We start from the raw sequence: 21993 nt of genomic DNA, 5'->3' as shown, positions 1-21993 counted from the left end.
TTTAATGATCCTCCTTTATAATTGTAGATTCAAATGCAAGCAACGTACAAAATTGGATGAGCGCCTTAGCAGACGGCCTAATTTTTCCTAACCCATCCTCAAAGTTTTTAGAAGGTTTAGAGTTTACTTCTATTATCCACAGCTGTCCCTCTTGATCGACCCCGATGTCGATCCCTAATTCTCCGGTTATCCCTGTTGAAGAACCACTAATAGTCGAAGCTGTTTCAAGCGCTAATTCCTTCATATGTGCAAGCACTTCTATCGATTTTTTATGGCCGAGACAAGTGTGTAGAACATTTAAGGGTCTGAGAATTCTTCCTCCCCTAGCAATGTTGGAAACGAACTCACTTTCCGATGCGACCCTTGCCACAATCGAGGTAACTTGCCAATGGTTGTTTAGATTTTTGTGGCACAAGACTCTAAAGTCCATGGCACAGGATTCAAAAGTAACTAACTCAATCCCCTGTTGAACAATATAAAAGCGATTATGGAGTATTTGCTTTATAAGTTGGTGGACTTCATCTAAGAGATATTTATTTCTAGATCTATCATTAAGAGCAGCGATAGAGGTTTGTAAAGAGAATTGGCTATCCTCTTCCTTTTTCAATTTCATAATATTTCTGCCTTGACTGCCATGAACTGGCTTGATAAATACCGTTTCAAATTCTTGAGTAAGTTCATATAAGTGTTCTTTTGTATAAATTTTTGTTTTTGGTAAAAACGGAAAGAGATGTTTCTCGTGAAATATTTGATTATACACTTCCCATTTTGAAAGAAAGCGTTCATTAAAAAGTGGAATCAGTAAGGTTTCAAGTCTTTTACGAAAATGTTTGAATGGCTCAGAGAGTTCAAGTTTGCGGGAATGGATTCGGTTGTAAATAACATCTGGTAAAGGATGTTCGAAGGGACTCCATTTCCCATTAATAAGGTAATACCCACGATTTAAAAATTGATCATATGAAAAAACATAAAAAAAGCCGCCAGTCTCGGTAATTCCATGATGAAGCTCTTCGCAAAAAGCATGAATAGAACGAAAATGGGGTTCCCCTTCCTCATTTGAAGGGAAATCAGTTAAAAGTCCAATCACAGGCCCAAGCTCAAGTGTGAGTAAATCAGGCTGATAGATGGCCTGAAATTTATAGTCCTGAATGGGGAGACAAAAATCTTTTAAGATATTTTCGGGTATATGCATCATATTTGGGTCCATTTCAATCGTTTTGACTTTTGTATTTATCGTCTTGTGTCCTAATTTGATATTTAAGTCAAGGTTATGATTCACTAGTAAATTTGTAAACAATTGGTTGGACATTTGCACAAAGCAGTCATTTTTATTTTTTTGTTTCCTTGGTTTAATCGTAATTGGAGTTATTGGAAAAAACATAAGCATTCCTCAATTTCTACCTAGAGCTTATAGGCATTAGTTGATATAGTAATGTATGTAACATTAATCTAGATGGTGATATTAACATTCTCGCATTTAAGTGAATAGTTTGTTATAGTTGATTCGGAATAAAAAAGCGGAAGCGCCCGTTTAGCGGCGCTGGAGCTAGACATCATTAAAAAGGGGTGACACAAGTGGCAGTAAATTTATATGATTCCGCCTATGCGTTAGAAACAGCCATTCGTCAAAGTGCAGAATATACCCAACTACAGCAAGCTTATAAAGAGGTAAATGCTGATCCAGCAGCAAAACAGATGTTTGATAAGTTCCGTCAAATTCAAATGGACCTGCAACAGAAACAAATGATGGGGCAGGATATATCAGAACAAGAGGTACAACAAGCACAATCAACCGTTGGACTCGTTCAGCAAAATGAAAAAATTGCTCGGCTTATGCAAGCGGAACAACGGATGAGCATGGTTATTGGGGAATTAAACAAAGTGATCATGAAGCCATTAGAAGATTTATATGGAAAAATGTAATAACTTAATAAATTGGCCTTCGGAAAAGTAAACCGAAGGCTTTTTTCTATTCAATTCACCCGAACTTAGCAAAATCGTGCCTTCCCATTTGCATTGCAAAGGAAGCTTCCGCTTTTCTGTTCTATAAATGCCTAAAAAATCATAAAAGTGATATAAAGGCTAATTCACCAAGAACAGGGGGCAACGTAATGATTTATCGCTTGCTTGCTTTAAATATTGATGGCACACTTCTTCAAACAAATGGAAAAATTCATAAATCAACAAAAGAAGCAATCGAATATGTTCAACAAAAAGGGATCTATGTCACACTCGTTACATCAAGGAGTTTTCCTTCTACAAGGAAAGTAGCGAAGGCGTTAAAAATAAAATCACCATTAATCACTCATCAAGGCGCTTTTATTGCCAGTTCAGAGGACAAACCAATTTATGTGAAAAGGATAAATGAAGATATAACCTACGATACAGTAAGCTTCTTAGAGGCCCTGCCCTGTCAAATTCGTCTAGTCCACGAACAATTTTCATTAGCAAATAAATTAAAGCTAAATAATAATTTGTTGGCTAAAACCGTTTTTACCTCAGGAGATCCAGTCTTCTATTCGCAGCAATTTGTTTCATCACTATCGGAATATTTACATGACCAACCAGTGAGCCCGCCTAAGATTGAAGTATATTTTGAAGAAGAGAGTGACCTTCAAGATGCCAAAAAGGCGCTTAGAAAAATGTTTACAGAGATTGAATTGATTGAGCTTGACTCGTTACGGTTAGATATTGTACCCGTGGGTGTTTCAAAGTTATCAGGTTTATCCTACCTAGCGAGCCAACTTGGAATCGATCGAAAAGAAATGGTCTATATCGGTGATGGTCTAGATGATATTCCATTGCTTGAAGCCGTAGGTCTAGGAGTATCAATGTGGAATGCCGATTTCGAAGTAAAGAGAGCATCCGATTGGGTTACCCGGTCAGAGAATGAACATGGTGTTGCATATATGGTCAAAGAACATTTTAGAAAGCAGCAGCCAATTGCGTTTTTAAGAAGGATGAACATTATTAAAAAATGACCCTTGCAAAGATATCAGTGGCAGAGCCGTTGATATCTTTTTTGGTTTTGAACTATTATCTAAATAATTTTCACTGTATTGATTTAATTTTCAGTGGGTATTCCTTTGCCTTTTTGACTGTGATAAGAAAAAGATTAAATTATAGAAAATTCACTATATTTTAAAAACTCTTATTTATTTATCCCATCAATTCCCTATATAATGGAATTGATGAAAGAGGATGGGAGGGTTTGGCATGTCGATAAATTTTATTACCGATAAGGTGCATGTGAAGATTGCTGGCCGTGTTGCAACATTAGAAATGAATAGACCCGAAGCTTTAAACGCAATGGATCCAGATATGATTAGGGGGCTTGTCTGTAAGCTTAAAGAAATCAGTGAATCCGATGAAATTGATATTGTTGTAATAACCGGAAAAGGTAGAGCCTTTTCAGCCGGCGGTGATATTAAAACAATGATTTCTAGCATGAATGAAAATGAATTTTATCCAGTCATGGATAGCATTAGCGAGCTTATTATTACTCTTTATAGTATGCCAAAATTAACGATTAGCGCTGTTTCAGGGGCAGCAGCAGGCTTGGGATTCAGCCTAGCATTAGCTACAGACCATATCATTGCCGAAAAGACTAGTAAGTTTGCAATGAATTTTATCGGAATTGGTTTGATTCCTGATGGAGGTGCCCATTTCTTTTTAGAGAAAAAATTAGGAGAAGCAAAAGCGAAACACGTAATCTGGGACGGTAAAATGATGAATGCTGCTGAGGCATTGGAGTTGGGGTTAATTGAAGAGGTAGCCACTGGAACGCTTCAGGAGACATTAGATGCTAGAATCGCAGATTGGTTAAGCAAACCGGTTCAAGCAATGATAAAAACAAAAAAAATATTGGCAGACATGAATCGTCCATATTTACTAAAAATATTAGAATTAGAAAAACTCTCCCAACAAAAAATGCGTGAAACGATTGACCACCAAGAAGGAATTCGAGCCTTTATTGAAAAAAGGCCACCTAGATTTATAGGAAAGTAAACAAAGAAGCCAGCCGGCTTCTTTGTTTTTTAGCCTTTTAAGAATGAAAGAGTAATAACTTTCCACTTGGCGAGGTGCAGCGATGTGTACGTTCTAATAAGTTTTTTTCAGTTAACATCTTTTCGGCTAATTCTTTTGCAGCCTCATCATGTTCAGCCTGAATAGATTCGTCTAAAATCTTTTCTCCATTGGTTTCAAATGCTGTTAATTTATAAGTCTTCATTCCACCAACCCCTTAATAACTAGTGTTACTTAATATTTTCACATAATTAAAAAAAAAGCGCAAAAAGAAAGTGAAACCATTTTGTGTAATATTCGTAATTAAATGGAGAGGAGTGTGTGAAATGGGTCTGATACTTGAACATGTCACGAAAAGGTTTGGAGATTTTGCTGCTGTTGACGATTTATCTTTAGAAATACCCGAGAAAGAAATGTTTGGCTTTTTAGGGGCAAATGGAGCAGGAAAAACAACGACATTCCGTATGATCTTAGGTCTACTCGATTCGAGCGGTGGAAAGATTACATGGGACGGGAAGCCAATTAATTATTCTTCGAGTCACTTAGTCGGTTATCTTCCGGAGGAGCGAGGGTTGTATCCAAAACTAAAAGTCCGTGACCAAATTGTCTATTTAGCAAGATTAAGAGGGATGCAAAAGACGGAGGCACTTACAGAATTAAGGTCATGGCTTGAGCGATTTAAAATTCAAGAGTATGAGAATAAAAAAGTCGAAGAACTTTCCAAGGGGAACCAACAGAAAATTCAATTCATTGCGGCTGTCGTACATAAACCGAAATTATTAATTCTTGATGAGCCATTTAGCGGGCTTGACCCAGTAAATGTGGAAATGCTGAAGGAATCAGTTTTATCCTTAAAAGAAAGTGGAACAACCATTGTGTTTTCGAGTCATCGGATGGAACATGTAGAAGAAATGTGCGAGCATCTTTGCATTTTACACAAAGGAAGTCCAGTGGTCCATGGTTCATTAAAAGAAATAAAGCGGTCGTTTGGTAAAAAGAACTTGGTTATTCATGCTGACTTTTCGTTAGATTCCTTAAAAAGTTATCCTGGTGTTGTTAAGTCAAAACCTACTATGGAAGGAATTCATCTACAAATTGAAGGAGAGTACATAGCGGAAAAAATTCTTAAGGAGATAGTAAATCAAGGGTTTATTCGGAAATTTGCTCTTGAAGAGCCTTCTTTAAATGATATTTTTATTGAGAAAGTAGGTGACTCTTATGAATAGTTTTTGGATTATCTTGTTCCATACTTATATAAACAAATTAAAAACAAAATCTTTTATCATCACAACCCTTTTAACGGTTGTAATCGTCTTAGTCTTAACTAACTTATCAAATATCATTGATATATTTGATAAAAATGATGGGAAAGAAATGGTTGTTGTTTTAGATGAAACAGGACAATTATACAAACCATTGGAAAAACAAGTTAGATCAATTAATAAAAATATTAAACTGTCTCTTTACGAGGGCAGTGAAGCTGAAGCTGAAAAAGCGGTAGAAAAGGGAGATTATCAAGGAATTATTCTGCTCAGTTTCAATGATGAAAAACTGCCAGAAGCACAATTTAAAGCAATGAGTATTGCTGATTCAGCCTTGTTTACAGATCTTCAAACGAGTCTCCAGCAATTAAAAACAATGCTCGCAGCTTCTCATATCCATCTGACACCCGTCCAGCTTCAAAAGCTTTATGAACCCGTTTCTTTTGAGAAAATTGCCCTTGAGAAGAACGCAAAAACAGAGGAGGAATTAAATCAAGCAAGGGGTCTTGTCTACGTCCTGCTATTTATCATTTATTTTTCAGTAATTATGTATGCAAATATGATTGCGATGGAAGTTGCGACAGAAAAATCTTCAAGGGTAATGGAAATCTTAATATCAAGTGTCTCACCGATTAAGCAAATGTTTGCAAAGATAATCGGAATAGGTCTTTTAAGCCTGACACAACTTGCTGTATTCCTGTCTGTAGGCTATTTCTCGTTTAAACAAAATATGGAATCCTTAAAAGAAGGTTTTTTTGGTGTATATGGTTTTGGTGATATCCCTGGAGATACGATCGTGTACGCGGTCATTTTCTTTATTCTAGGCTATTTTCTTTATGCAACACTTGCAGCCTTTCTCGGGTCACTTGTCAGCAGAATTGAAGATGTTCAGCAAATGATTACGCCAATGACCATGCTCGTTGTTGCTGGATTTATGATTGCTATGTTTGGCTTGGGAAAGCCTGATGCACCGTTTATCACGATAACATCTTATATACCGTTCTTTACACCAATGATCATGTTTCTGCGTGTTGGAATGTTGACAATTCCGGTCTGGGAGGCTCTATTAGGAATAGCTATCCTTGTAACAACTATTATTTTCTTAGCGATATTTGGGGCCCGCGTATATCGTGGCGGCGTCTTAATGTATGGACAGTCAAACTCCTTTAAAGATATTAAAAAAGCATTACAGTTAACTAAGAAAGAATAAAGGTGAACTTGAGCTTTTACCCCTGGTAGAAGCTCTTTATTTTTTCATCCTACTATTAACAAGAACGTGCATTCGTATTTCAGAGGTGCTACAATGGAGAAAAGATGAGGAAAGGAATTTTTTATGAAAAAGATAACGTTTATTCATGCAGCTGATCTGCATTTGGACAGCCCGATGGTTGGATTAAAGTATTTGCCTCATAATATCTTTTTACGAGTGAAAGAAAGTACGTTTACAGCCTTAAAAAAGGTTACGGCAGCTGCGATTTACCATCAGGTGGACTTCGTTATATTAGCGGGCGATTTGTTCGATGGTGAGGACCGCAGCTTGCGGGCACAATCCCGGTTTCGGACCGAGATGCTTAAGCTTGCAGAAAAAGAAATTCCTGTTTTTATCGTCCATGGTAATCATGATCATTTAAACGGGTCCTGGGTTCACCTCGACATGCCACCAAATGTACATGTTTTTACTAATGAGGTAGGAACCAAAGTTTTACATACAAAGAGCGGAGAAATCATCCATCTATATGGCTTTAGTTATCCTACGAGACATGTCTATGATAGAAGAATAGATGATTATATAAAGAAAGAAGGAGCCGACTTCCATATCGGAATTCTTCATGGAAATGAGAGTTCTGGGGTTGAGCATGATAACTATGCTCCATTTACAGTTAGTGATTTGCTTCGAAAAGATTTTGATTATTGGGCATTGGGCCATATCCATAAAAGAACGATCCTATCTGATAAACCGCCGATCATTTATCCAGGCAATATCCAAGGTAGAAATAAGAAAGAAACAGGGGTAAAAGGAATTTATCATGTATCGTTAACCGAACTTGATCTGAAAATGACCTTTTTAGAAACAGCTGATATTATTTGGGAAGAAGCAGTGGTTGATGGATCTTCAGCCAGAAGTTTTCAGGAGCTGTTACAATTATGCCAGACTCAAATCAATAGTGTACGGAAGGAACAGAAGGGGACGCTATTATCTCTTGTTTTGAAAAATATTCAATTAGACGATGAACGGGAAAAAAGAAGCGTCGATGCCGAACTTTTAGAGCTTCTCTTAGAGGATGAAAAAGATGAGGAATCATTTGTTTGGGTTGTCGACTTAACCATCACAGTTAGTCAGCAAATAGATAAAGAACAAATGAAAAGGGACGCTAATTTTTATGCAGAGCTCTTTGAAACCATTGACCATTATGACGATGTGGAGCATGCTTTGGCTCCATTGTACGAACACCATTTAGGGAGAAAATATTTAGCTCAGTTTACGGCTGCAGAGCAAAAAGAACTAGTCGGAAAAGCAGAGAAGTTGCTTATACAATTACTTTATCAAGTTTAGGGAAGGTGTGAGGAAGATTTGAAAATCCTCGAACTACACATATACGGGTATGGCCAATTAGAGAATGTCCAAATTACCAACCTTCACGATTTTCAAGTTTTCTATGGAGAAAATGAAGCTGGTAAGTCCACAATTATGGCCTTTATCCATGGCATTCTATTCGGTTTTCCTACAAAACAACAATCATTAGTGCCCCGATATGAGCCAAAACATAGTACCAAATACGGCGGAAAAATTAGAATTTATCATGAAAGTCACGGCGGGGCTGTGATTGAACGTGTTAAAGGAAAAGCTGCCGGCGATGTCAAGGTCGTTTTGGACAATGGTAGGATGGGCGGCGAGGAACTACTTAAAGAATTAACTGGAAACTTTGATAAAAGCTTATTTCAAGCTATTTTTTCTTTTAATTTGCATGGTTTGCAAAATATCCACCAAATGAAAAGTGAAGAGATAGGGAAATTCCTATTTTCCGCTGGAACATTAGGAACTGAAAGGTTGTCAAAAACAGAAGGTTTCCTGCAAAAAGAGTTAGACGCGCGCTTTAAGCCTTCAGGAAAGAAACCTTTATTAAATGAAAAGTTACAAGCACTTCATGAAATCAATGAAGAATTGAAAATAGCAGAAGCCAAAAATAAAAATTATTCTAATTTAGTAGAAAAGAAAGAGATGCTCCAGGAAGAACTAACCGGAATAAACGGGTCTATACAGGAGCTTGGGGCAATGATTGAAAAGCTAAATGAATGGAAAAGGATCGAATCCACTGTCAAGGATGAAAAGTGGACATCGAAGGAGCTAAAGGAACTAGGAGAGATTGGGTTTCCGGCACGTGGTATTGAACGGGCCGAAAACATAAATCAACTCATCCATCCTTATCGTGCGGAGATTAACAGTATGACCGAAAGAATTGGAATTTTGAAAAAAGAAATAGCGATGATTCAGCCAGACCATTCTTTTCTAAAAAATGAGCCGGCTCTTCTTTCTTTGCTTGACCAAGTCCCGCTCTATGAGCAATTAAAGCAGGAGAAGCTGAAATGCGAAACGAAACTTTTAGCTATTGAAGAAGAGCTTTCTATAACTAAAGAAAAGCTTCATTTAAATTTAAATGAGGAAAATATCCTTTCTATTAATACAAATATTTATATGAAAAACCAAGTTGATGTAGTTTCTCGGAAAGTTCAAAGGCTAGAAGAAGTAAAGGAAGAATTAGAAAATCAATATCAAGAAGAAAAAGGCAATTTAGAAGAAATAGAAAAAGAGGTCCGACTAGCAGAGAGACATGTTCTAACTGTACAGGAACGATTGCGGCTTGAAGAGAAGTTAACTTCGGGAAATGATAAGAAGAGCATAGAAGGAGAATTAAGGGCCTTACAAGACAAAATAGAATTCTATCAACAGATAAATGAACGAGATAAAGCTACTTCAGCAAAGCAAGATAAGCAGAAGAAACTTCAGTTTTATCTTTTTGAGTTTATTCTAGCTGCAGTAACATTTTATGGCTTGCTATCAAAGCAATGGTTTTTAGTTACTTTAGGTTTACTAGGGTGTAGTTTAATAGCCATTTTTATGACTAAAACGAAGAAGCAATCGAAGGAAGTAGACTTAAATCAAACATTAAACGGTTTACGAGAAAAGGAAAAAGAGTTAACGAAAATACTCCACTCAGCTGAATATATCGAAATAACAAATCTTGAGGAGCAGTTAGAGCTTGATAACCAGAGGAAAGAAGAACTGCAAATAGTAAAAATGAAGTTAAAGCAGCAGCAAGCTCAATATGAAAAGGTCATTGCAAAATTTGAACAATGGGAATTGGAGTCAGCTCAAAATAAAGAAAAGCTGTTATCCATTAGCAATGAATTAAGGATTCCTGAATATATTGCTAATTCCTTTCTACTAGAAGCATTTGAACTAATTGAACACTATAAGTTGATTTATAGAGAGAAAAAACAATTACACCCAAGAATTGAGCAAATAAATCAGCAGCAGGAAAAAATAATAAAGAGTCTCCATCATTTTGAGAAGCTTTATTTAAATGAAAAAGGTTTAGATTTGTATAATGCTGCCTATGTATTGCGAAACAAGTTGAAAGAAGAACATGGCAAGCTAATAACGAGTCAAGAGAGACTAGGTAAGCTTACGGACCTTGAAGCTGATTTAAGGCAAAAGTCTCAGGAATTGACTCATCTGCAATCAGAATATAAAAAACTTATTTCTTCTGCACAGGTGGAAACAGAGCAACAATTTTATGAACTTGGAGCAAAGGCAGAAAAGAAAGTAAAGCTGACTGAAAGATTAGAATCACTGCAGAGCCAACTACAATATTCGATTCTCTCTGAACAGGAACGGGAAAACTTCCTCCAAATGCGACCTAGTGATGAATTACTGACTGAATGTAATGAGGAGGTCCAATTACTACAAGCAAAATTAAAAAAAGTTCTGGAAGAACAAGCTTCCATTAGGTATGAAATTCAAGTCCTAGAAGAGGGAGGCATTTATTCAGATATTCTCCATCACTACAAGCAGAAAAAATTTGAATTGGAAGAGGCAGCGAAAGAGTGGTCCGTCTATTGTTTAGCACAAGAGATCCTCTCAGATACGATTGAAAAGTATAAAAATATTCATTTACCAATGATGCTCTCCAAAGCAGAGGAATATTTATTGTTTCTCACTGATGGCAACTATCATAGGATTCACTTACAGGACACAGGATCGGGTTTTTTAGTTGAGCGCAAGGATCGAACTATATTTGAAGCAAATGAACTAAGCCAAGCTACAACCGAACAATTATACGTAGCCATAAGACTTGCTTTTGCAGTTACGTTATATGAGAAACATCTGCTCCCAATTATAATTGATGATAGTTTTGTAAATTTTGATGCAAATAGAACAGAAAAAGTGATAGAACTACTAAAAGGGCTGGAGCGAAATCAACTATTATTTTTCACTTGTCATAAACATTTGCTTACACATTTCCCAAGGGAAAATGTTCTTTTTTTAGAAAAAGGTGCTGTTCAGATAATTTCATAGAGTGATAATTGGATATGTTATACTCTTACTAGTAGAAAGGACGTGAAATTATGGGTAAAGGAATATTAAAGCATGAAGTAGGGGAACAGGTGGAACTTTTTTTATTAATAAAAAGTTCTACTAAAGGAATTGCAAGTAATGGCAAACCTTTTTTAACACTAATTCTCCAAGACAAAAGCGGGGAAATAGAAGCAAAGCTATGGGATGTTAATGAAGAGGATGGAAAGAGTTATGCACCACAAAGTATTGTAAAAATACAAGGTGATGTGCATAGTTATCGAGGGAAAAGTCAACTTAAAATCCGCCAAATTCGCCGTACTGGGCCGTCAGATGGCGTAAAATTGGATGACTTCTTAGAGACCGCTCCACTAAGCCAAGAAGAAATGTCAGGCAAACTTACGCAGTATATTTTTGAAATGAAAAATCCTAATATCCAAAGAATTACTCGGCATTTAATTAAGAAGCATCAGGAGGCTTTTTTAGAGTTTCCAGCAGCAACTAAAAATCATCATGAGTTTGTGTCAGGACTTGCATATCATGTTGTCAGTATGCTTGATCTGGCCAAATCAATTGCCATGCTTTATCCAAGCCTTGACAAGGATTTACTCTATGCAGGGGTTATTTTACATGATATGGGTAAAGTATTGGAACTTTCCGGTCCCATTTCGACGGTCTACACAATTGAAGGGAATCTGCTTGGGCATATTACGATTATGATTAATGAAATAGGCAAAGCAGCTGAAGAACTGGGTATTTCTGGGGAAGAAGTCCTTATTCTCCAACATCTTGTTCTAAGTCATCATGGAAAAGCAGAATGGGGCAGTCCAAAACCTCCAATGATTAAAGAAGCTGAGATTTTACATTATATCGATAATCTTGATGCAAAAATGAATATGCTTGACCGTGCATTAGAAAGAGTGAAGCCAGGTGAATTTACCGAGCGAATTTTCGCCTTAGATAATCGTTCCTTTTATAAGCCAGTTTTTCATAAATAAAATAACCCTCTTTTGGGTTATTTTTTTTGCTTTAAAAGGTAATATGAATAATTTCATTTTAAGGGAATATCATTTAGTAAAGGTGGACAACCACTAAGAAAGGAGCAAGAAAAATTGACTATTCCTATTTGGGTATATGCTGTCGTGGTTGGTATTGTAGTGAGTGCACTAATGGCACTGAAAACAGGAAGAGAAGAGCGACTAATGGAAATGGAAAACATTGAGCAGGAAGGCGAAATCTATATGAAACGCCTAGAGAGAGAAAAGGAATTGAAGGAAGAACTTAAAGAAGAATTTAAAGAAGAACTTAAGGCAACTGGTGAATAAGAAAAGCGGAAGCGCCCATAGGAGGCGTTCCGCTTTTTTCATTTCTTATTGTGCAGCAGTTGCTGCTCCTGCTTGTGGTTTAAGTGCATCTTTTAAGTCTTTATCACTAACCTTTACATCTGCAGCTTTAAGTTCACGTTCCATAGCTTTATTAATTTCTTCAGTGGTTAATTTAGAAGATTTTACTTGTGTTTCAATTTCGTCCTTCATTTCTGCGTATGGTTTTTTCTCTTTTTTGTCAGTTAATTGGATAATATGATAACCAAATTGTGATTTTACTGGAGCACTAATTTCATTGACTTTTAAAGCATATGCAGCTTTTTCGAAGTCAGGATCCATCTTTCCAGTTCCAAACCAGCCTAAGTCCCCGCCGTTTGCTTTAGAACCTTCATCTGTTGAATACTGTTTTGCCATATCTTCAAATTTTGCTCCACCATCAAGTTTTTTCTTCACTTCATTTGCTGTTTTTTCATCAGCAACAAGGATATGACGAGCCTTTATTTCAGGTTGATAAGTAGCGTAGTAATCCTTTAATTCCTTTTCAGTTACCTTAACGCCTTTCATCGCAGCTTTTTCCTGCATCATGCCGAGCTTCATCGTTTTCTTCAAGTCATCTTCGCTTTTATAACCATATTGTGCAAGCGTAGATTCAAAATTTGCACCAAGATCTGTTTTTAATTGGTCGATTTTCGCATTTAATTCCTTATCAGTAACCTTGTATTTCTTAGATAGAACTTTTTCATATACAAGCTGCTGAAGGGCTTGGTCCCCGTATTTATCCTTCATTGTATTGTAAAGTTCTTCTTGCGTAACATTACCAACTTTGCTCTCTGCCACTGTATCAGATCCGCTTTGATTACATGCAGTTAATGCAAGTACTCCACCAGCCAATGAAAGGGCTAATAACCATTTTTTCATGATGAAATCTCTCCTAAACAGTAAATTCTTGTCCACAAACTCTACTATAACATAAATGGGAACTACTGCAAAAATTATAACGATGTTTATTTTTTGAAATTTATAAAAAAGGCAACCTAAAAATCATTTCAAAAAAAGTGGGAAGTGCCTAAACGAAATGAATACGGTTTGAATAGTATATCGTAGTAAATGAAAAAGGAGGTATTACGATGAGCCATGGATATGGAGCTGGATTTGCTTTAATTGTAGTACTTTTCATACTATTAATTATTGTCGGGGCTTCTTGGATTTGGTAAGACCAAATTAACATTTATGAATGGAGGTAAATATATGTCTGGTGGAGCAGGTTACGGTGGAGGATTTGCCTTAGTGGTTGTCCTATTCATTTTATTAATTATCATTGGAGCTTCTTGGGTTTATTAATAAACGTACCAAACTAAAAGCGATGAGAAATGCTCTCATCGCTTCTATTTTTAATGAATACAAATCCCTTCGTTCGCTAAAGCGTTCTAATTGGATTATGTATATAAAATTTCCAAATATGAAGAGATCAGAAGAATCGTAATTAGGATATTAATGGTACGGAATACCTTATGTTGGTTTTCTTCAGGAATTTCTTTTTGGATACAGAGTGAATTGGTCATTTTATTTACATAAAACAAGATAAAAATAGCGAAGACAATAAAAATGGAGATCATCAATGATTCCCTCCCTGATGTACGTGATATGATTAATACAATATCAAAAATCACCTGAAAAAGATAGTCAAAAAGAATGGAAGAATGTTAGGCTCTTAATGGATGCATTAACCATTTATGTTCTGTCGGGAACTACTAATTAAAAATATTACCCGATATTATTAAAAATGGTTTACCCAATGTTTTAAAAGGTTAATAATAAACATATAAAAATGTTAAAGTTCTGAAAAGAGGGCAATAGGATGAATGAACATGAATTACTGGAAAGAATAAACTTGCTTGAATTTCATCAAAAGCTATTATTAAAATTGCTTAATGATCCAAAGCTTGAATTATATAAACTAATAATTGAAAATGGGATTACCGAACAGGAAATAGAGAAGTTTTATTCTTTATGTGACAAAATGAACCTAAAAATGGAAGAACAAAAAGCGGAGGGGTATGTGTACTTCCATCCGCTTTTTCATGAATTATCTGTATCATTACCGTCTACACTAAATATAAGAGAAGTAATTAACGCGTGTTTAACGCAAAAGCTTTACTTACCCCTTTTTCAAGAGATGGTAAAGTACTTATAATCCAATATTAAACGAGTTCTTGTTCAGTATTTTTTGATTTTTTTAGCTTCCCATCTTCTTCAACGAACCTACTTTCAATATTATGAAATGAACGCTCAAAGATTTCCATGAAATCTTCCCCATAAATGTTACGGACGATCGCCATCATTTCAACAATCTCTGGAAACTTGCCGTATAAGTCACGAAGCGGCAAAGCACCAGAAAATACAGCATTGCCATTTGGCTCATAGGTTTCCATTAGTTGAAGTAAAATCTCTTCACCCTTTTCAGTAAGCTGGATATAAGTATTACGTTTGTCATTTTCCTTTTTTGAAAATTGAAGCAAACCTCGTTCTTCTAACTTTTTCGAAAAGTTAAATGCTGTTGAAACATGCATAACCCCGAACTTGGCCACATCCGATATAGAAGCCCCATTTAAATGGTAAGCAATCCATAGAATATGATGTTCATTAATATTTAAATCAAAAGGCTTTATCCATTGCTGCCAATCTTTCTCAATCGATTTCCACAAGGCTTTACTTAATTGTGCAACTCTCTGAGTAAAAATCATCGCTTCCTTCATTGAATATTGTTTTTCAGTCATCCCCATTTTCACCCACTTTATATTTCTCTATTTTCATTATGCCAATAAAGTAAAAATTAATAAAGTATAAATTCACAAAATTTTTAAAAAATAGAATAATATCCTATTGAATTATAAAAAAATATGCTTTTTCTTGAAAAAGAATCATATTTGACAAGATCCACGGAAAAGTAGCAACATTTAGAAAATTCACTCTAAAATTTTATTTTAAAGAAAAGTTTCCATTCATCCCTTTTTTTAACTTATAGACCTTGTTCATAGGAAGGGACGCCTAAACATATAAATAGTTACAAAATGGTCGAATTTTTGAAACTAAATAGGGGGATAAGATAGATGAAGCTTGCTGCAACCCTTTTTTTTATTTTTGGTGCGATCCTTTTATTGGGAGCAATTAAATATTTTTTAAGATTAACAAGCCCCGGTGTATATCCACCTAAACAAATATTAAAGAAAAGAACATTTGCATTAGCTGGAGGTGGGGGGATTTGTTTGGTAATTGCTGTAATGATCACCTATTTTTTATAGAAAGTATATTAAGAAAAGAACCCCTCTGGGTTCTTTTCTTAAAAAGGATCCCGTTCATTATTTTTGAATGACGGAAGGTGTTGTTAATTTAGTTCGCTTAACAATTGATTGAGCTACTGGATACAAAATAACCATTGTAACGGTATTGAGTGCAATGGCCGGCAAAACACCTGCTGCAAATAGTGCGGTGAAAGACATAGGTAAGCCTACAAGATAGAATGCGGATGTTAAAAAGATTGTCCCTGAAACAGCAGTTCCAACCGCAGTTAAGACGGCAACACTTACAATAGAGTTTCGGTATTTTTTTAAGGATAAAAATAAACCGAGGAAGACCAAAGCAGTGATGGGCTTATCAATGATATTAGGAATTTGTCCACCTGGAAATCCAGTCGTTAATGCAGACAATACTCCGGTTACAATGGACAAGAGCAAGACACTCTTTATCTCAGGAATAAGGATTATTCCTAAAAACATCATAGCAAGCATCATGTCAGGTTTAATTCCAAGAAAACTTGGCATTACCGTATGCAAGACCACCCCAATCCCCGCTAATAGTGCTAAAATTACAATGTTCTTCGTATTCATTTCTCTTCTCTCCTCTGCTATACTAATCTATTTGTTCCTCCTGCAGTGCGCTAGTTGCCTGCAGCGAAAAACCTGCTTTCATTATAACATAATTATATAATAATAATAAAGATATAATTTTCAGATAATTAAAAATACCTTAGTTTTACACTTGATTATTAATATTTGCAGCCATTTCATCTAACATTTGGAATGTGTATTCACTTTGATTACTTTTCCATACGGCTCCAAATCCGTCCCCTTTTCCATAACGCGGAAGTAAATGCATATGATAATGAAATACGGATTGACCGGCATGTTCACCATTATTATTCAGCGTATTTAATCCAATCGGTTCAAATTCTTTTTTTAAGGCATTGGCAATGGCAGGGACCACTTCAAAAAGGTTTCTGGCAATTTCTGGAGTTAATTCAAATAAGTTTTCCTTATGTATTTTCGGAATAACCAATGTATGTCCTTTTGTTACCTGTGTAATATCCAAGAAGGCTAATACATGCTCATTTTCAAAAACTTTTGCAGATGGAATTTCTCCATTAACAATTTTACAAAAAATACAATCGCTCATTACATACACGATCCTTTCTAATTGGTTTGTATTATTTTACCATACAAACTCCAAAAAGAAAAAGGCAGGATCCGCATGGAATCCTGCCCTCTCGAAGGGGAATTGCTTCAAAAGATACGTTCAATAGGAGTGTTCTTTGATAAACACCTCATTTTTCATAGAGTGTTTTTTATAAAGAGACATTATTGTTCAAGCTGACCATCCCCTATGTTGTTTTTATATGTTTTCTCAACTTATAAAAACAGGTAGCGATCTGCGGTAAACACCTCATTTAATGTTTATTTTTTTAAGATAAACAGTTACTTGGTGTTACTAGAACTCAAAATGGTTCCTATGCACTTTGTACAAAACAACCATCCCCTTATCTGAAACGAATTGGAAGCTCACTTATTTGAAATGTAAATTGTCTTTGACAGACACCTCATCTCAAGTTTTGATGAATCGCTTCATCGAAGTAAGTTATTTCCCCTTCGAATATTATGATGTCCGATGTGAAAAGAAATATACAAAAAAAAGATAAAAAATTGAATTTCTATTTTTATCAAGGACAATTTGTTAAAATAATAAAATAATCGTGCTTAGGAAGGACGTTGCAAATGTCTTTATTAATGATCGAAAATCTTGTCGGGGGATATACCCGAAACCCTGTCTTAAAAGATGTTTCCTTTGAAGTAAAGGAAAAAGAAATCGTCGGCCTTATTGGATTAAATGGCGCGGGCAAAAGTACAACCATAAAACACATTATTGGATTAATGGAACCACACCGTGGTGCAGTAAAAATAAATGGACAAACCTTTACAGAAAATAAAGAAGCTTATCGTAAATTGTTTACGTTTGTTCCAGAAACCCCGGTTTTATATGAAGAATTGACCCTTGAGGAGCATTTGAAACTTACGGCAATGGCGTACGGTCTTGATGAGGCCACTTATAAAGAGCGCATTACATCATTGCTGACAGAATTTCGTATGGAAAAGCGTTTAAAGTGGTTTCCTGCCCATTTTTCTAAAGGCATGAAACAAAAGGTAATGATTATGTGTGCATTTTTAATTCAGCCGTCTCTATATATTGTTGATGAACCTTTTGTCGGGCTTGACCCGCTGGGTATTCAATCCCTACTTGATTTGATGAAAAAAATGAAAGATAACGGTGCAGGTATTTTAATGTCCACTCATATTTTGGCCACTGCGGAAAAGTATTGTAATCGATTTGTGATCTTGCATGAAGGAAAAATACGTGCAAAAGGGACGCTTGAGGAGTTGAGGGAGCAATTTTCCATGCCAGCTGCTTCTTTAGATGATTTGTATATTCAATTAACAAAGGAAGAAAATTATGTTTGATGAAAAAAAGCTTTGGAAAGACCGAGCTAGCAGTCGTATTAAAGATTTAGGCAGGTATTTACGCTATATTTTCAATGGGCATCTGGTCGTTGTTTTATTGTTTTTAATTGGAACGGCCTCATTTTATTATCAAAAGTGGATTGAAACCCTTTCAGATGGTTTTCCTGCAGAAATAATTATCGCTGTATTGATTAGTATCTTGTTAACCTATAGTCCTGTTTACAATTTCCTGCTTGAAGCCGATCAGGTGTTTATACTCCCGCTTGAGGATAAATTAAAAGGATATTTTCTTCGTTCAGGAGGAGCGAGTCTTGTTTTTCAAGGGTATCTTCTCCTTATGGTGTTGGCAGTATTGATGCCAATGTATGCCCAAATAAGTAGTAATGGCTTCCGTTCATTTATCCCCTTTCTAGTTATACTTTTGGCCTTAAAGGCTTGGAATTTAGCAACTAGCTGGCGAATCGACTTTTTCGTTCAATCTTCTATCCATAGATGGGACATCTTTGTTCGCTATTTATTAAATGCAACTTTTACATATTTGTTATTTAAACAAGCGAGTATTTTTATCCTATTGCTAATTGTGGTAGTTTGTATTTTTTATTACTTTTACTTTTATGTTCAAACTAAGAAAATGGGCCTTAAATGGGATTTATTAATTAATCAAGAAGAGAAAAGGATGGCGTCCTTCTACCGACTGGCAAATATGTTTACAGACGTGCCAAAATTAAGGGATACGGTAAAAAGAAGAAAATGGTTAGATTTATTCATTAACCGAATTGCCTTTTCCCGAGATAAGACCTATCAATATTTGTTTTCGAGAGCCTTTTTACGGTCATCTGATTATCTAGGACTCTTTATGCGCTTAACAGTAATTGGTGCACTTGCGATTTATTTTATTTCTTTTGGGATAGGTCAAATTTTACTTGGAATTTTATTCTTATATTTAACGGGTTTTCAACTTCTTCCACTTTGGAATCATCATCAAAATAAACTATGGGTAGACTTATATCCTGTGGAACAAAAATATAAAACAGGAGCATTTTACTCTTTATTAATGACCATTTTAGCGATCCAAGCAGTCATCTTTTCATTATTTATATTGTTTAAAGGTGATTTGTTCATATCGTTGCTATCTGTAGGTGCTGAACTTGTTTTTAGCTATGTTTTTGTTTATTTTTACGCTAGTAAACGTTTGAAATCATAATCGGAAATCCCCTTTTAGATCATAGAAGGGGATTTTTTTGAAACTATTGGGCGGAGGACTTCGTATGTATGCATATAATTATTGGGGGGGGGTTGCCAATGAACGAGTATGAATTAAAGGTTTTTGAGGAAGTCGAAGAGTGGAAACGAAAATTAACGAGGCGTTCAGGGATGATGAACCGATTATCGAAAAAAGCTCAAGGGAAAATAAATGAATTAATTCCTGAAAAGGTTCATGAGGTAATGACAGAAAGTATCAAAGCAATGGTAAAAGCAACGTTATTCGGCTCGCAGGTGACAACAAATAAGGATCAGGCATGTGGGTTAACGCTTGCTGAAAGAGATGAATTGGCAGCTAAAAAAATCACTGCCTTTCAAAAGACAGCGATGATTGAAGGTGCGGGGACTGGGGCTGGTGGTATTTTGCTTGGACTTGCTGACTTTCCGTTACTGCTTTCCATTAAGATGAAATTTCTATTTGAAGCAGCATCCATCTATGGGTTTAATACAAAGGAATATGCAGAAAGGCTTTTTATTCTTCATGTTTTTCAGCTTGCATTTTCAAGTGAGGACATACGTAAGAGTACACTAGATGAAATTGAAAACTGGGAGAATCGAAAACGGGTTCTTGTGGAAATGGATTGGCGGAAGTTTCAGCAGGAGTATCGGGATTATATCGACTTAGCTAAAATGCTCCAACTAGTCCCGGGCATTGGAGCTTTTGTCGGTGCTTATGCCAATCACAATCTCCTTAAGCATTTAGGAGAAACAGCTATGAATGCCTATCGATTAAGACTACTGCAAAAAACCCCTGACCCAATTTGAGTTCAGGGGATTTTCCTTAATCATTACCATGAATACTTATTGCGGCCACACCCAATGTTTTCGCTGCAATTAACATTGCCTTTTCATCAATATCAAATTTGGGGTGATGATGAGGGTATCCTGTTTCGTTACCTACCGGCTTTGCTCCGGTGAAGAAGAATGTACCTGGCACGTTTTGCAAATAATAGGCGAAATCTTCACCGCCCATTTGCGGCTCGCTTTCTTCGATAGTGGTTACTTCTGCGACCTTCTGAGCACAGGAAGTCAAATAAGCCGTTTCTTTCTCATGATTGACCACCGCAGGGTATCCCCGATCAAACCTAAATTCATATGAACTGCCTGACATTGAGCATGTACCAGCAATAATTCTTTCCATTTCATCCTCGATAAATTGACGGACGTTATCATTAAAAGTCCGCACAGTGCCAATGAGGTGCGCTTTGTCAGCTATAACGTTGAAGGCATTCTGTGCCGTGAAAGAGCCAATGGTGACAACAGCGGAATCAATCGGATTAATCCTGCGACTGACAATTTGCTGTAGATTTAAAACAAGCTGTGAAGCAATTACGATGGCATCTACCGTTTTATGTGGCTGGGCACCATGACCGCCTTTCCCCTGGATGTCAATTTCAAAGCGGTCAGCCGCCGCCATGATTGGTCCGGTTCGATATTGGATGGTTCCCGTCGTTTCACTTGCCCATAAATGAGTACCAAAAATCACATCAACACCATCTAAACATCCATCTTCAATCATTGAAATCGCACCACCAGGAGCGTACTCCTCAGCGTGTTGATGGATAAAAACATATGTGCCTTCCAATTCCTCTTTTAAATCGTTGATTGTTTTTGCAAGGACGAGGAGAGTAGCCGTATGACCATCATGTCCACAAGCATGCATCACTCCTGGAACTAAGGATTTGTATGGAACTTCCTTTTCATCCTGAATGGGTAATGCATCAAAATCAGCGCGTAATGCAACCGTTTTACCAGGTTTCTTTCCATAAACCTTAGCAACTACACCATTACCACCCACGTTAACTCTTACTTCAATTTGGAGCTTCTCATAAAAGGAATGAATGAATTTTGCTGTATTATATTCCTGAAAAGATAACTCTGGATGCTGGTGCATATAACGGCGTAAGGCAACCATTTCTTCATATGACTCTTCTAAGGCAGCAAACAGCTTGTTTAACAAATCGATTCCCCCAAACGTATCAGAAATAAAGAATGTATTTTCAAACTATTTTATCACTTTTATCCTATAAAGTAGATTTTTATATTCATTTTCACTATACTTTTATTAGAATTTCTACTAGATAGATGCAGGAAAGGGTTTGGGGAATGGGGAAAAATCAAAATAAGTGGAATCCTTCTTTTATTTTTATATTTATTGCTGTATTATTTGCCTTTTTTACTACAATCAAAGTCGGTATCCACAGCCAATTTTGGATTGATGAAAAAATAGCAGGGCTATTCTCACATGTACCGGAGACAATCATTCCATTCTTTATTCAACTAACAGAAATGGGGGATAAAAAAGGGATTGGGGTTGTAGCCTTGCTTGCGTTAGCCTGGTTGCTACTAAAAAAAAGGAACTATGTTGGTGCTGCCGTCCTGGCCTTATCAATAGCCTTAGGTAATGAAATTAGTAAGCTTTTAAAAGATCTTTTTGAGCGCCCAAGGCCAGACCTTGAACATCTTGTCAATGTGAAAAGCTATAGTTTTCCGAGCGGTCATGCCATGGTAGGGATGATTGTTTATTTTATGATTGCGTATCTTTTAATTGAGGGAACAAAATCAAAGGCAGGAAAAATAACCATTGCTGCAATTACATCTATCTTACTATTATTAATAGGTGCTAGCCGAATTATATTACATGTTCATTATCCTTCAGATGTCCTTGGAGGCTATGCTTTAGGTTATCTTTGGGTAGTGATTTGGATTCAAATATATACCTATTTTAAAAAACGTATAAAATAAGTAAAGAG

General features: G+C 36.2%; 25 protein-coding genes. 17 read left to right on the top strand and 8 right to left on the bottom strand.

The window, feature by feature from the left end:
• Position 1: 1 nt before the first annotated feature.
• Entirely contained in the window at positions 2 to 1381 is a 1380-nt protein-coding gene (locus J7E66_RS10730; protein WP_214999886.1) for a YheC/YheD family endospore coat-associated protein, read from the bottom strand.
• 194 nt (positions 1382 to 1575) lie between these two features.
• Here J7E66_RS10730 and J7E66_RS10725 point away from each other — a divergent pair, with 194 nt between their 5' ends.
• The 3 genes from J7E66_RS10725 to J7E66_RS10715 all read left to right on the top strand — a co-directional run bounded on the left by J7E66_RS10725 (position 1576) and on the right by J7E66_RS10715 (position 4008).
• Positions 1576 to 1923 carry a YlbF/YmcA family competence regulator gene (locus J7E66_RS10725; protein WP_214999884.1) on the top strand — a complete coding sequence of 116 codons (348 nt, stop codon included), beginning with the start codon at positions 1576 to 1578 and terminating at the stop codon, positions 1921 to 1923.
• A gap of 188 nt (positions 1924 to 2111) precedes the next feature.
• Positions 2112 to 2981 carry a Cof-type HAD-IIB family hydrolase gene (locus J7E66_RS10720; protein WP_214999882.1) on the top strand — a complete coding sequence of 290 codons (870 nt, stop codon included), beginning with the start codon at positions 2112 to 2114 and terminating at the stop codon, positions 2979 to 2981.
• A gap of 235 nt (positions 2982 to 3216) precedes the next feature.
• Positions 3217 to 4008, top strand: a complete 792-nt coding sequence (locus J7E66_RS10715) for an enoyl-CoA hydratase (RefSeq protein ID WP_214713243.1) — start codon at positions 3217 to 3219, stop codon at positions 4006 to 4008.
• A gap of 37 nt (positions 4009 to 4045) precedes the next feature.
• Here J7E66_RS10715 and J7E66_RS10710 read toward each other — a convergent pair whose 3' ends face one another.
• Positions 4046 to 4231: a YhzD family protein gene (locus J7E66_RS10710; RefSeq protein ID WP_098932820.1), complete on the bottom strand. Its 186-nt coding sequence runs from the start codon at positions 4229 to 4231 to the stop codon at positions 4046 to 4048.
• Positions 4232 to 4352: 121 nt separating this feature from the next.
• Between J7E66_RS10710 and J7E66_RS10705 the strand changes: the two genes are divergently transcribed.
• The 6 genes from J7E66_RS10705 to J7E66_RS10680 all read left to right on the top strand — a co-directional run bounded on the left by J7E66_RS10705 (position 4353) and on the right by J7E66_RS10680 (position 12188).
• The gene (locus J7E66_RS10705) at positions 4353 to 5252 is read left to right on the top strand and encodes an ABC transporter ATP-binding protein (RefSeq protein WP_214999880.1); all 900 of its coding nucleotides are present in this window, start codon (positions 4353 to 4355) and stop codon (positions 5250 to 5252) included.
• Positions 5245 to 6498 carry an ABC transporter permease gene (locus J7E66_RS10700; RefSeq protein WP_214999878.1) on the top strand — a complete coding sequence of 418 codons (1254 nt, stop codon included), beginning with the start codon at positions 5245 to 5247 and terminating at the stop codon, positions 6496 to 6498. The genes J7E66_RS10705 and J7E66_RS10700 overlap by 8 nt, the downstream gene beginning before the upstream one ends.
• A gap of 123 nt (positions 6499 to 6621) precedes the next feature.
• Positions 6622 to 7842, top strand: a complete 1221-nt coding sequence (locus tag J7E66_RS10695) for a metallophosphoesterase family protein (RefSeq protein ID WP_214999876.1) — start codon at positions 6622 to 6624, stop codon at positions 7840 to 7842.
• Positions 7843 to 7860: 18 nt separating this feature from the next.
• The gene (locus J7E66_RS10690) at positions 7861 to 10866 is read left to right on the top strand and encodes an ATP-binding protein (RefSeq protein ID WP_214999874.1); all 3006 of its coding nucleotides are present in this window, start codon (positions 7861 to 7863) and stop codon (positions 10864 to 10866) included.
• 50 nt (positions 10867 to 10916) lie between these two features.
• On the top strand, positions 10917 to 11861 hold the full coding sequence (gene yhaM / locus J7E66_RS10685; RefSeq protein ID WP_168242419.1) for a 3'-5' exoribonuclease YhaM: 945 nt from the start codon (positions 10917 to 10919) through the stop codon (positions 11859 to 11861).
• 114 nt (positions 11862 to 11975) lie between these two features.
• Positions 11976 to 12188, top strand: coding sequence for a sporulation YhaL family protein (locus J7E66_RS10680; RefSeq protein WP_214999872.1), 213 nt, complete (start codon positions 11976 to 11978; stop codon positions 12186 to 12188).
• Between the two features lie 45 nt (positions 12189 to 12233).
• Here the strand turns inward: J7E66_RS10680 and J7E66_RS10675 are convergent, their stop codons facing one another.
• The gene (locus J7E66_RS10675; protein ID WP_214999870.1) at positions 12234 to 13106 is read right to left on the bottom strand and encodes a peptidylprolyl isomerase; all 873 of its coding nucleotides are present in this window, start codon (positions 13104 to 13106) and stop codon (positions 12234 to 12236) included.
• A gap of 209 nt (positions 13107 to 13315) precedes the next feature.
• Here J7E66_RS10675 and J7E66_RS10670 point away from each other — a divergent pair, with 209 nt between their 5' ends.
• Complete coding sequence (locus tag J7E66_RS10670; protein ID WP_214713368.1) at positions 13316 to 13402, top strand: YjcZ family sporulation protein; 87 nt, start codon at positions 13316 to 13318, stop codon at positions 13400 to 13402.
• A 34-nt stretch (positions 13403 to 13436) separates the two neighbouring features.
• Positions 13437 to 13529 (top strand): YjcZ family sporulation protein, encoded by a 93-nt coding sequence (locus tag J7E66_RS10665; protein WP_066251949.1) that lies wholly within the window; start codon positions 13437 to 13439, stop codon positions 13527 to 13529.
• A gap of 95 nt (positions 13530 to 13624) precedes the next feature.
• Here J7E66_RS10665 and J7E66_RS10660 read toward each other — a convergent pair whose 3' ends face one another.
• The gene (locus tag J7E66_RS10660; RefSeq protein WP_088085999.1) at positions 13625 to 13804 is read right to left on the bottom strand and encodes a hypothetical protein; all 180 of its coding nucleotides are present in this window, start codon (positions 13802 to 13804) and stop codon (positions 13625 to 13627) included.
• A gap of 242 nt (positions 13805 to 14046) precedes the next feature.
• Between J7E66_RS10660 and J7E66_RS10655 the strand changes: the two genes are divergently transcribed.
• Positions 14047 to 14382 carry a DUF1878 family protein gene (locus J7E66_RS10655; protein ID WP_214999868.1) on the top strand — a complete coding sequence of 112 codons (336 nt, stop codon included), beginning with the start codon at positions 14047 to 14049 and terminating at the stop codon, positions 14380 to 14382.
• Between the two features lie 7 nt (positions 14383 to 14389).
• On the opposite strand, the gene J7E66_RS10650 is transcribed toward J7E66_RS10655, so the two are convergent.
• Complete coding sequence (locus J7E66_RS10650; protein WP_168242422.1) at positions 14390 to 14965, bottom strand: HTH-type transcriptional regulator Hpr; 576 nt, start codon at positions 14963 to 14965, stop codon at positions 14390 to 14392.
• 333 nt (positions 14966 to 15298) lie between these two features.
• Between J7E66_RS10650 and yhzF the strand changes: the two genes are divergently transcribed.
• Positions 15299 to 15490 carry a membrane protein YhzF gene (gene yhzF, locus J7E66_RS10645; RefSeq protein ID WP_168242423.1) on the top strand — a complete coding sequence of 64 codons (192 nt, stop codon included), beginning with the start codon at positions 15299 to 15301 and terminating at the stop codon, positions 15488 to 15490.
• A 57-nt stretch (positions 15491 to 15547) separates the two neighbouring features.
• Here yhzF and J7E66_RS10640 read toward each other — a convergent pair whose 3' ends face one another.
• Positions 15548 to 16075, bottom strand: coding sequence for a tryptophan transporter (locus tag J7E66_RS10640; RefSeq protein ID WP_088086002.1), 528 nt, complete (start codon positions 16073 to 16075; stop codon positions 15548 to 15550).
• Between the two features lie 145 nt (positions 16076 to 16220).
• On the bottom strand, positions 16221 to 16640 hold the full coding sequence (locus J7E66_RS10635; RefSeq protein WP_214999866.1) for an HIT family protein: 420 nt from the start codon (positions 16638 to 16640) through the stop codon (positions 16221 to 16223).
• 596 nt (positions 16641 to 17236) lie between these two features.
• On the opposite strand from J7E66_RS10635, the gene J7E66_RS10630 reads away from it, so the two are divergent.
• The 3 genes from J7E66_RS10630 (at position 17237) to J7E66_RS10620 (ending at position 20005) form a co-directional block, all read left to right on the top strand.
• The gene (locus J7E66_RS10630; RefSeq protein ID WP_168242426.1) at positions 17237 to 17977 is read left to right on the top strand and encodes an ABC transporter ATP-binding protein; all 741 of its coding nucleotides are present in this window, start codon (positions 17237 to 17239) and stop codon (positions 17975 to 17977) included.
• Positions 17970 to 19181, top strand: coding sequence for an ABC transporter permease (locus J7E66_RS10625; RefSeq protein ID WP_214999865.1), 1212 nt, complete (start codon positions 17970 to 17972; stop codon positions 19179 to 19181). Before J7E66_RS10630 ends, J7E66_RS10625 begins: the two co-directional genes overlap by 8 nt.
• Before the next feature lie 98 nt (positions 19182 to 19279).
• Positions 19280 to 20005, top strand: coding sequence for an EcsC family protein (locus tag J7E66_RS10620; RefSeq protein WP_214999863.1), 726 nt, complete (start codon positions 19280 to 19282; stop codon positions 20003 to 20005).
• Positions 20006 to 20021: 16 nt separating this feature from the next.
• On the opposite strand, the gene J7E66_RS10615 is transcribed toward J7E66_RS10620, so the two are convergent.
• A complete protein-coding gene (locus tag J7E66_RS10615) occupies positions 20022 to 21200 on the bottom strand; it encodes a M20 family metallopeptidase (protein WP_285289209.1) in 1179 nt (392 codons plus the stop codon).
• Positions 21201 to 21346: 146 nt separating this feature from the next.
• Between J7E66_RS10615 and J7E66_RS10610 the strand changes: the two genes are divergently transcribed.
• The gene (locus tag J7E66_RS10610; RefSeq protein ID WP_214999861.1) at positions 21347 to 21985 is read left to right on the top strand and encodes a phosphatase PAP2 family protein; all 639 of its coding nucleotides are present in this window, start codon (positions 21347 to 21349) and stop codon (positions 21983 to 21985) included.
• Positions 21986 to 21993 lie beyond the last annotated feature (8 nt).

This window comes from Bacillus sp. ISL-7 (assembly GCF_018613065.1).
The sequence above is the reverse complement of the archived record's forward strand: the minus strand, read 5'-3'. Positions and strand labels throughout refer to the sequence as shown.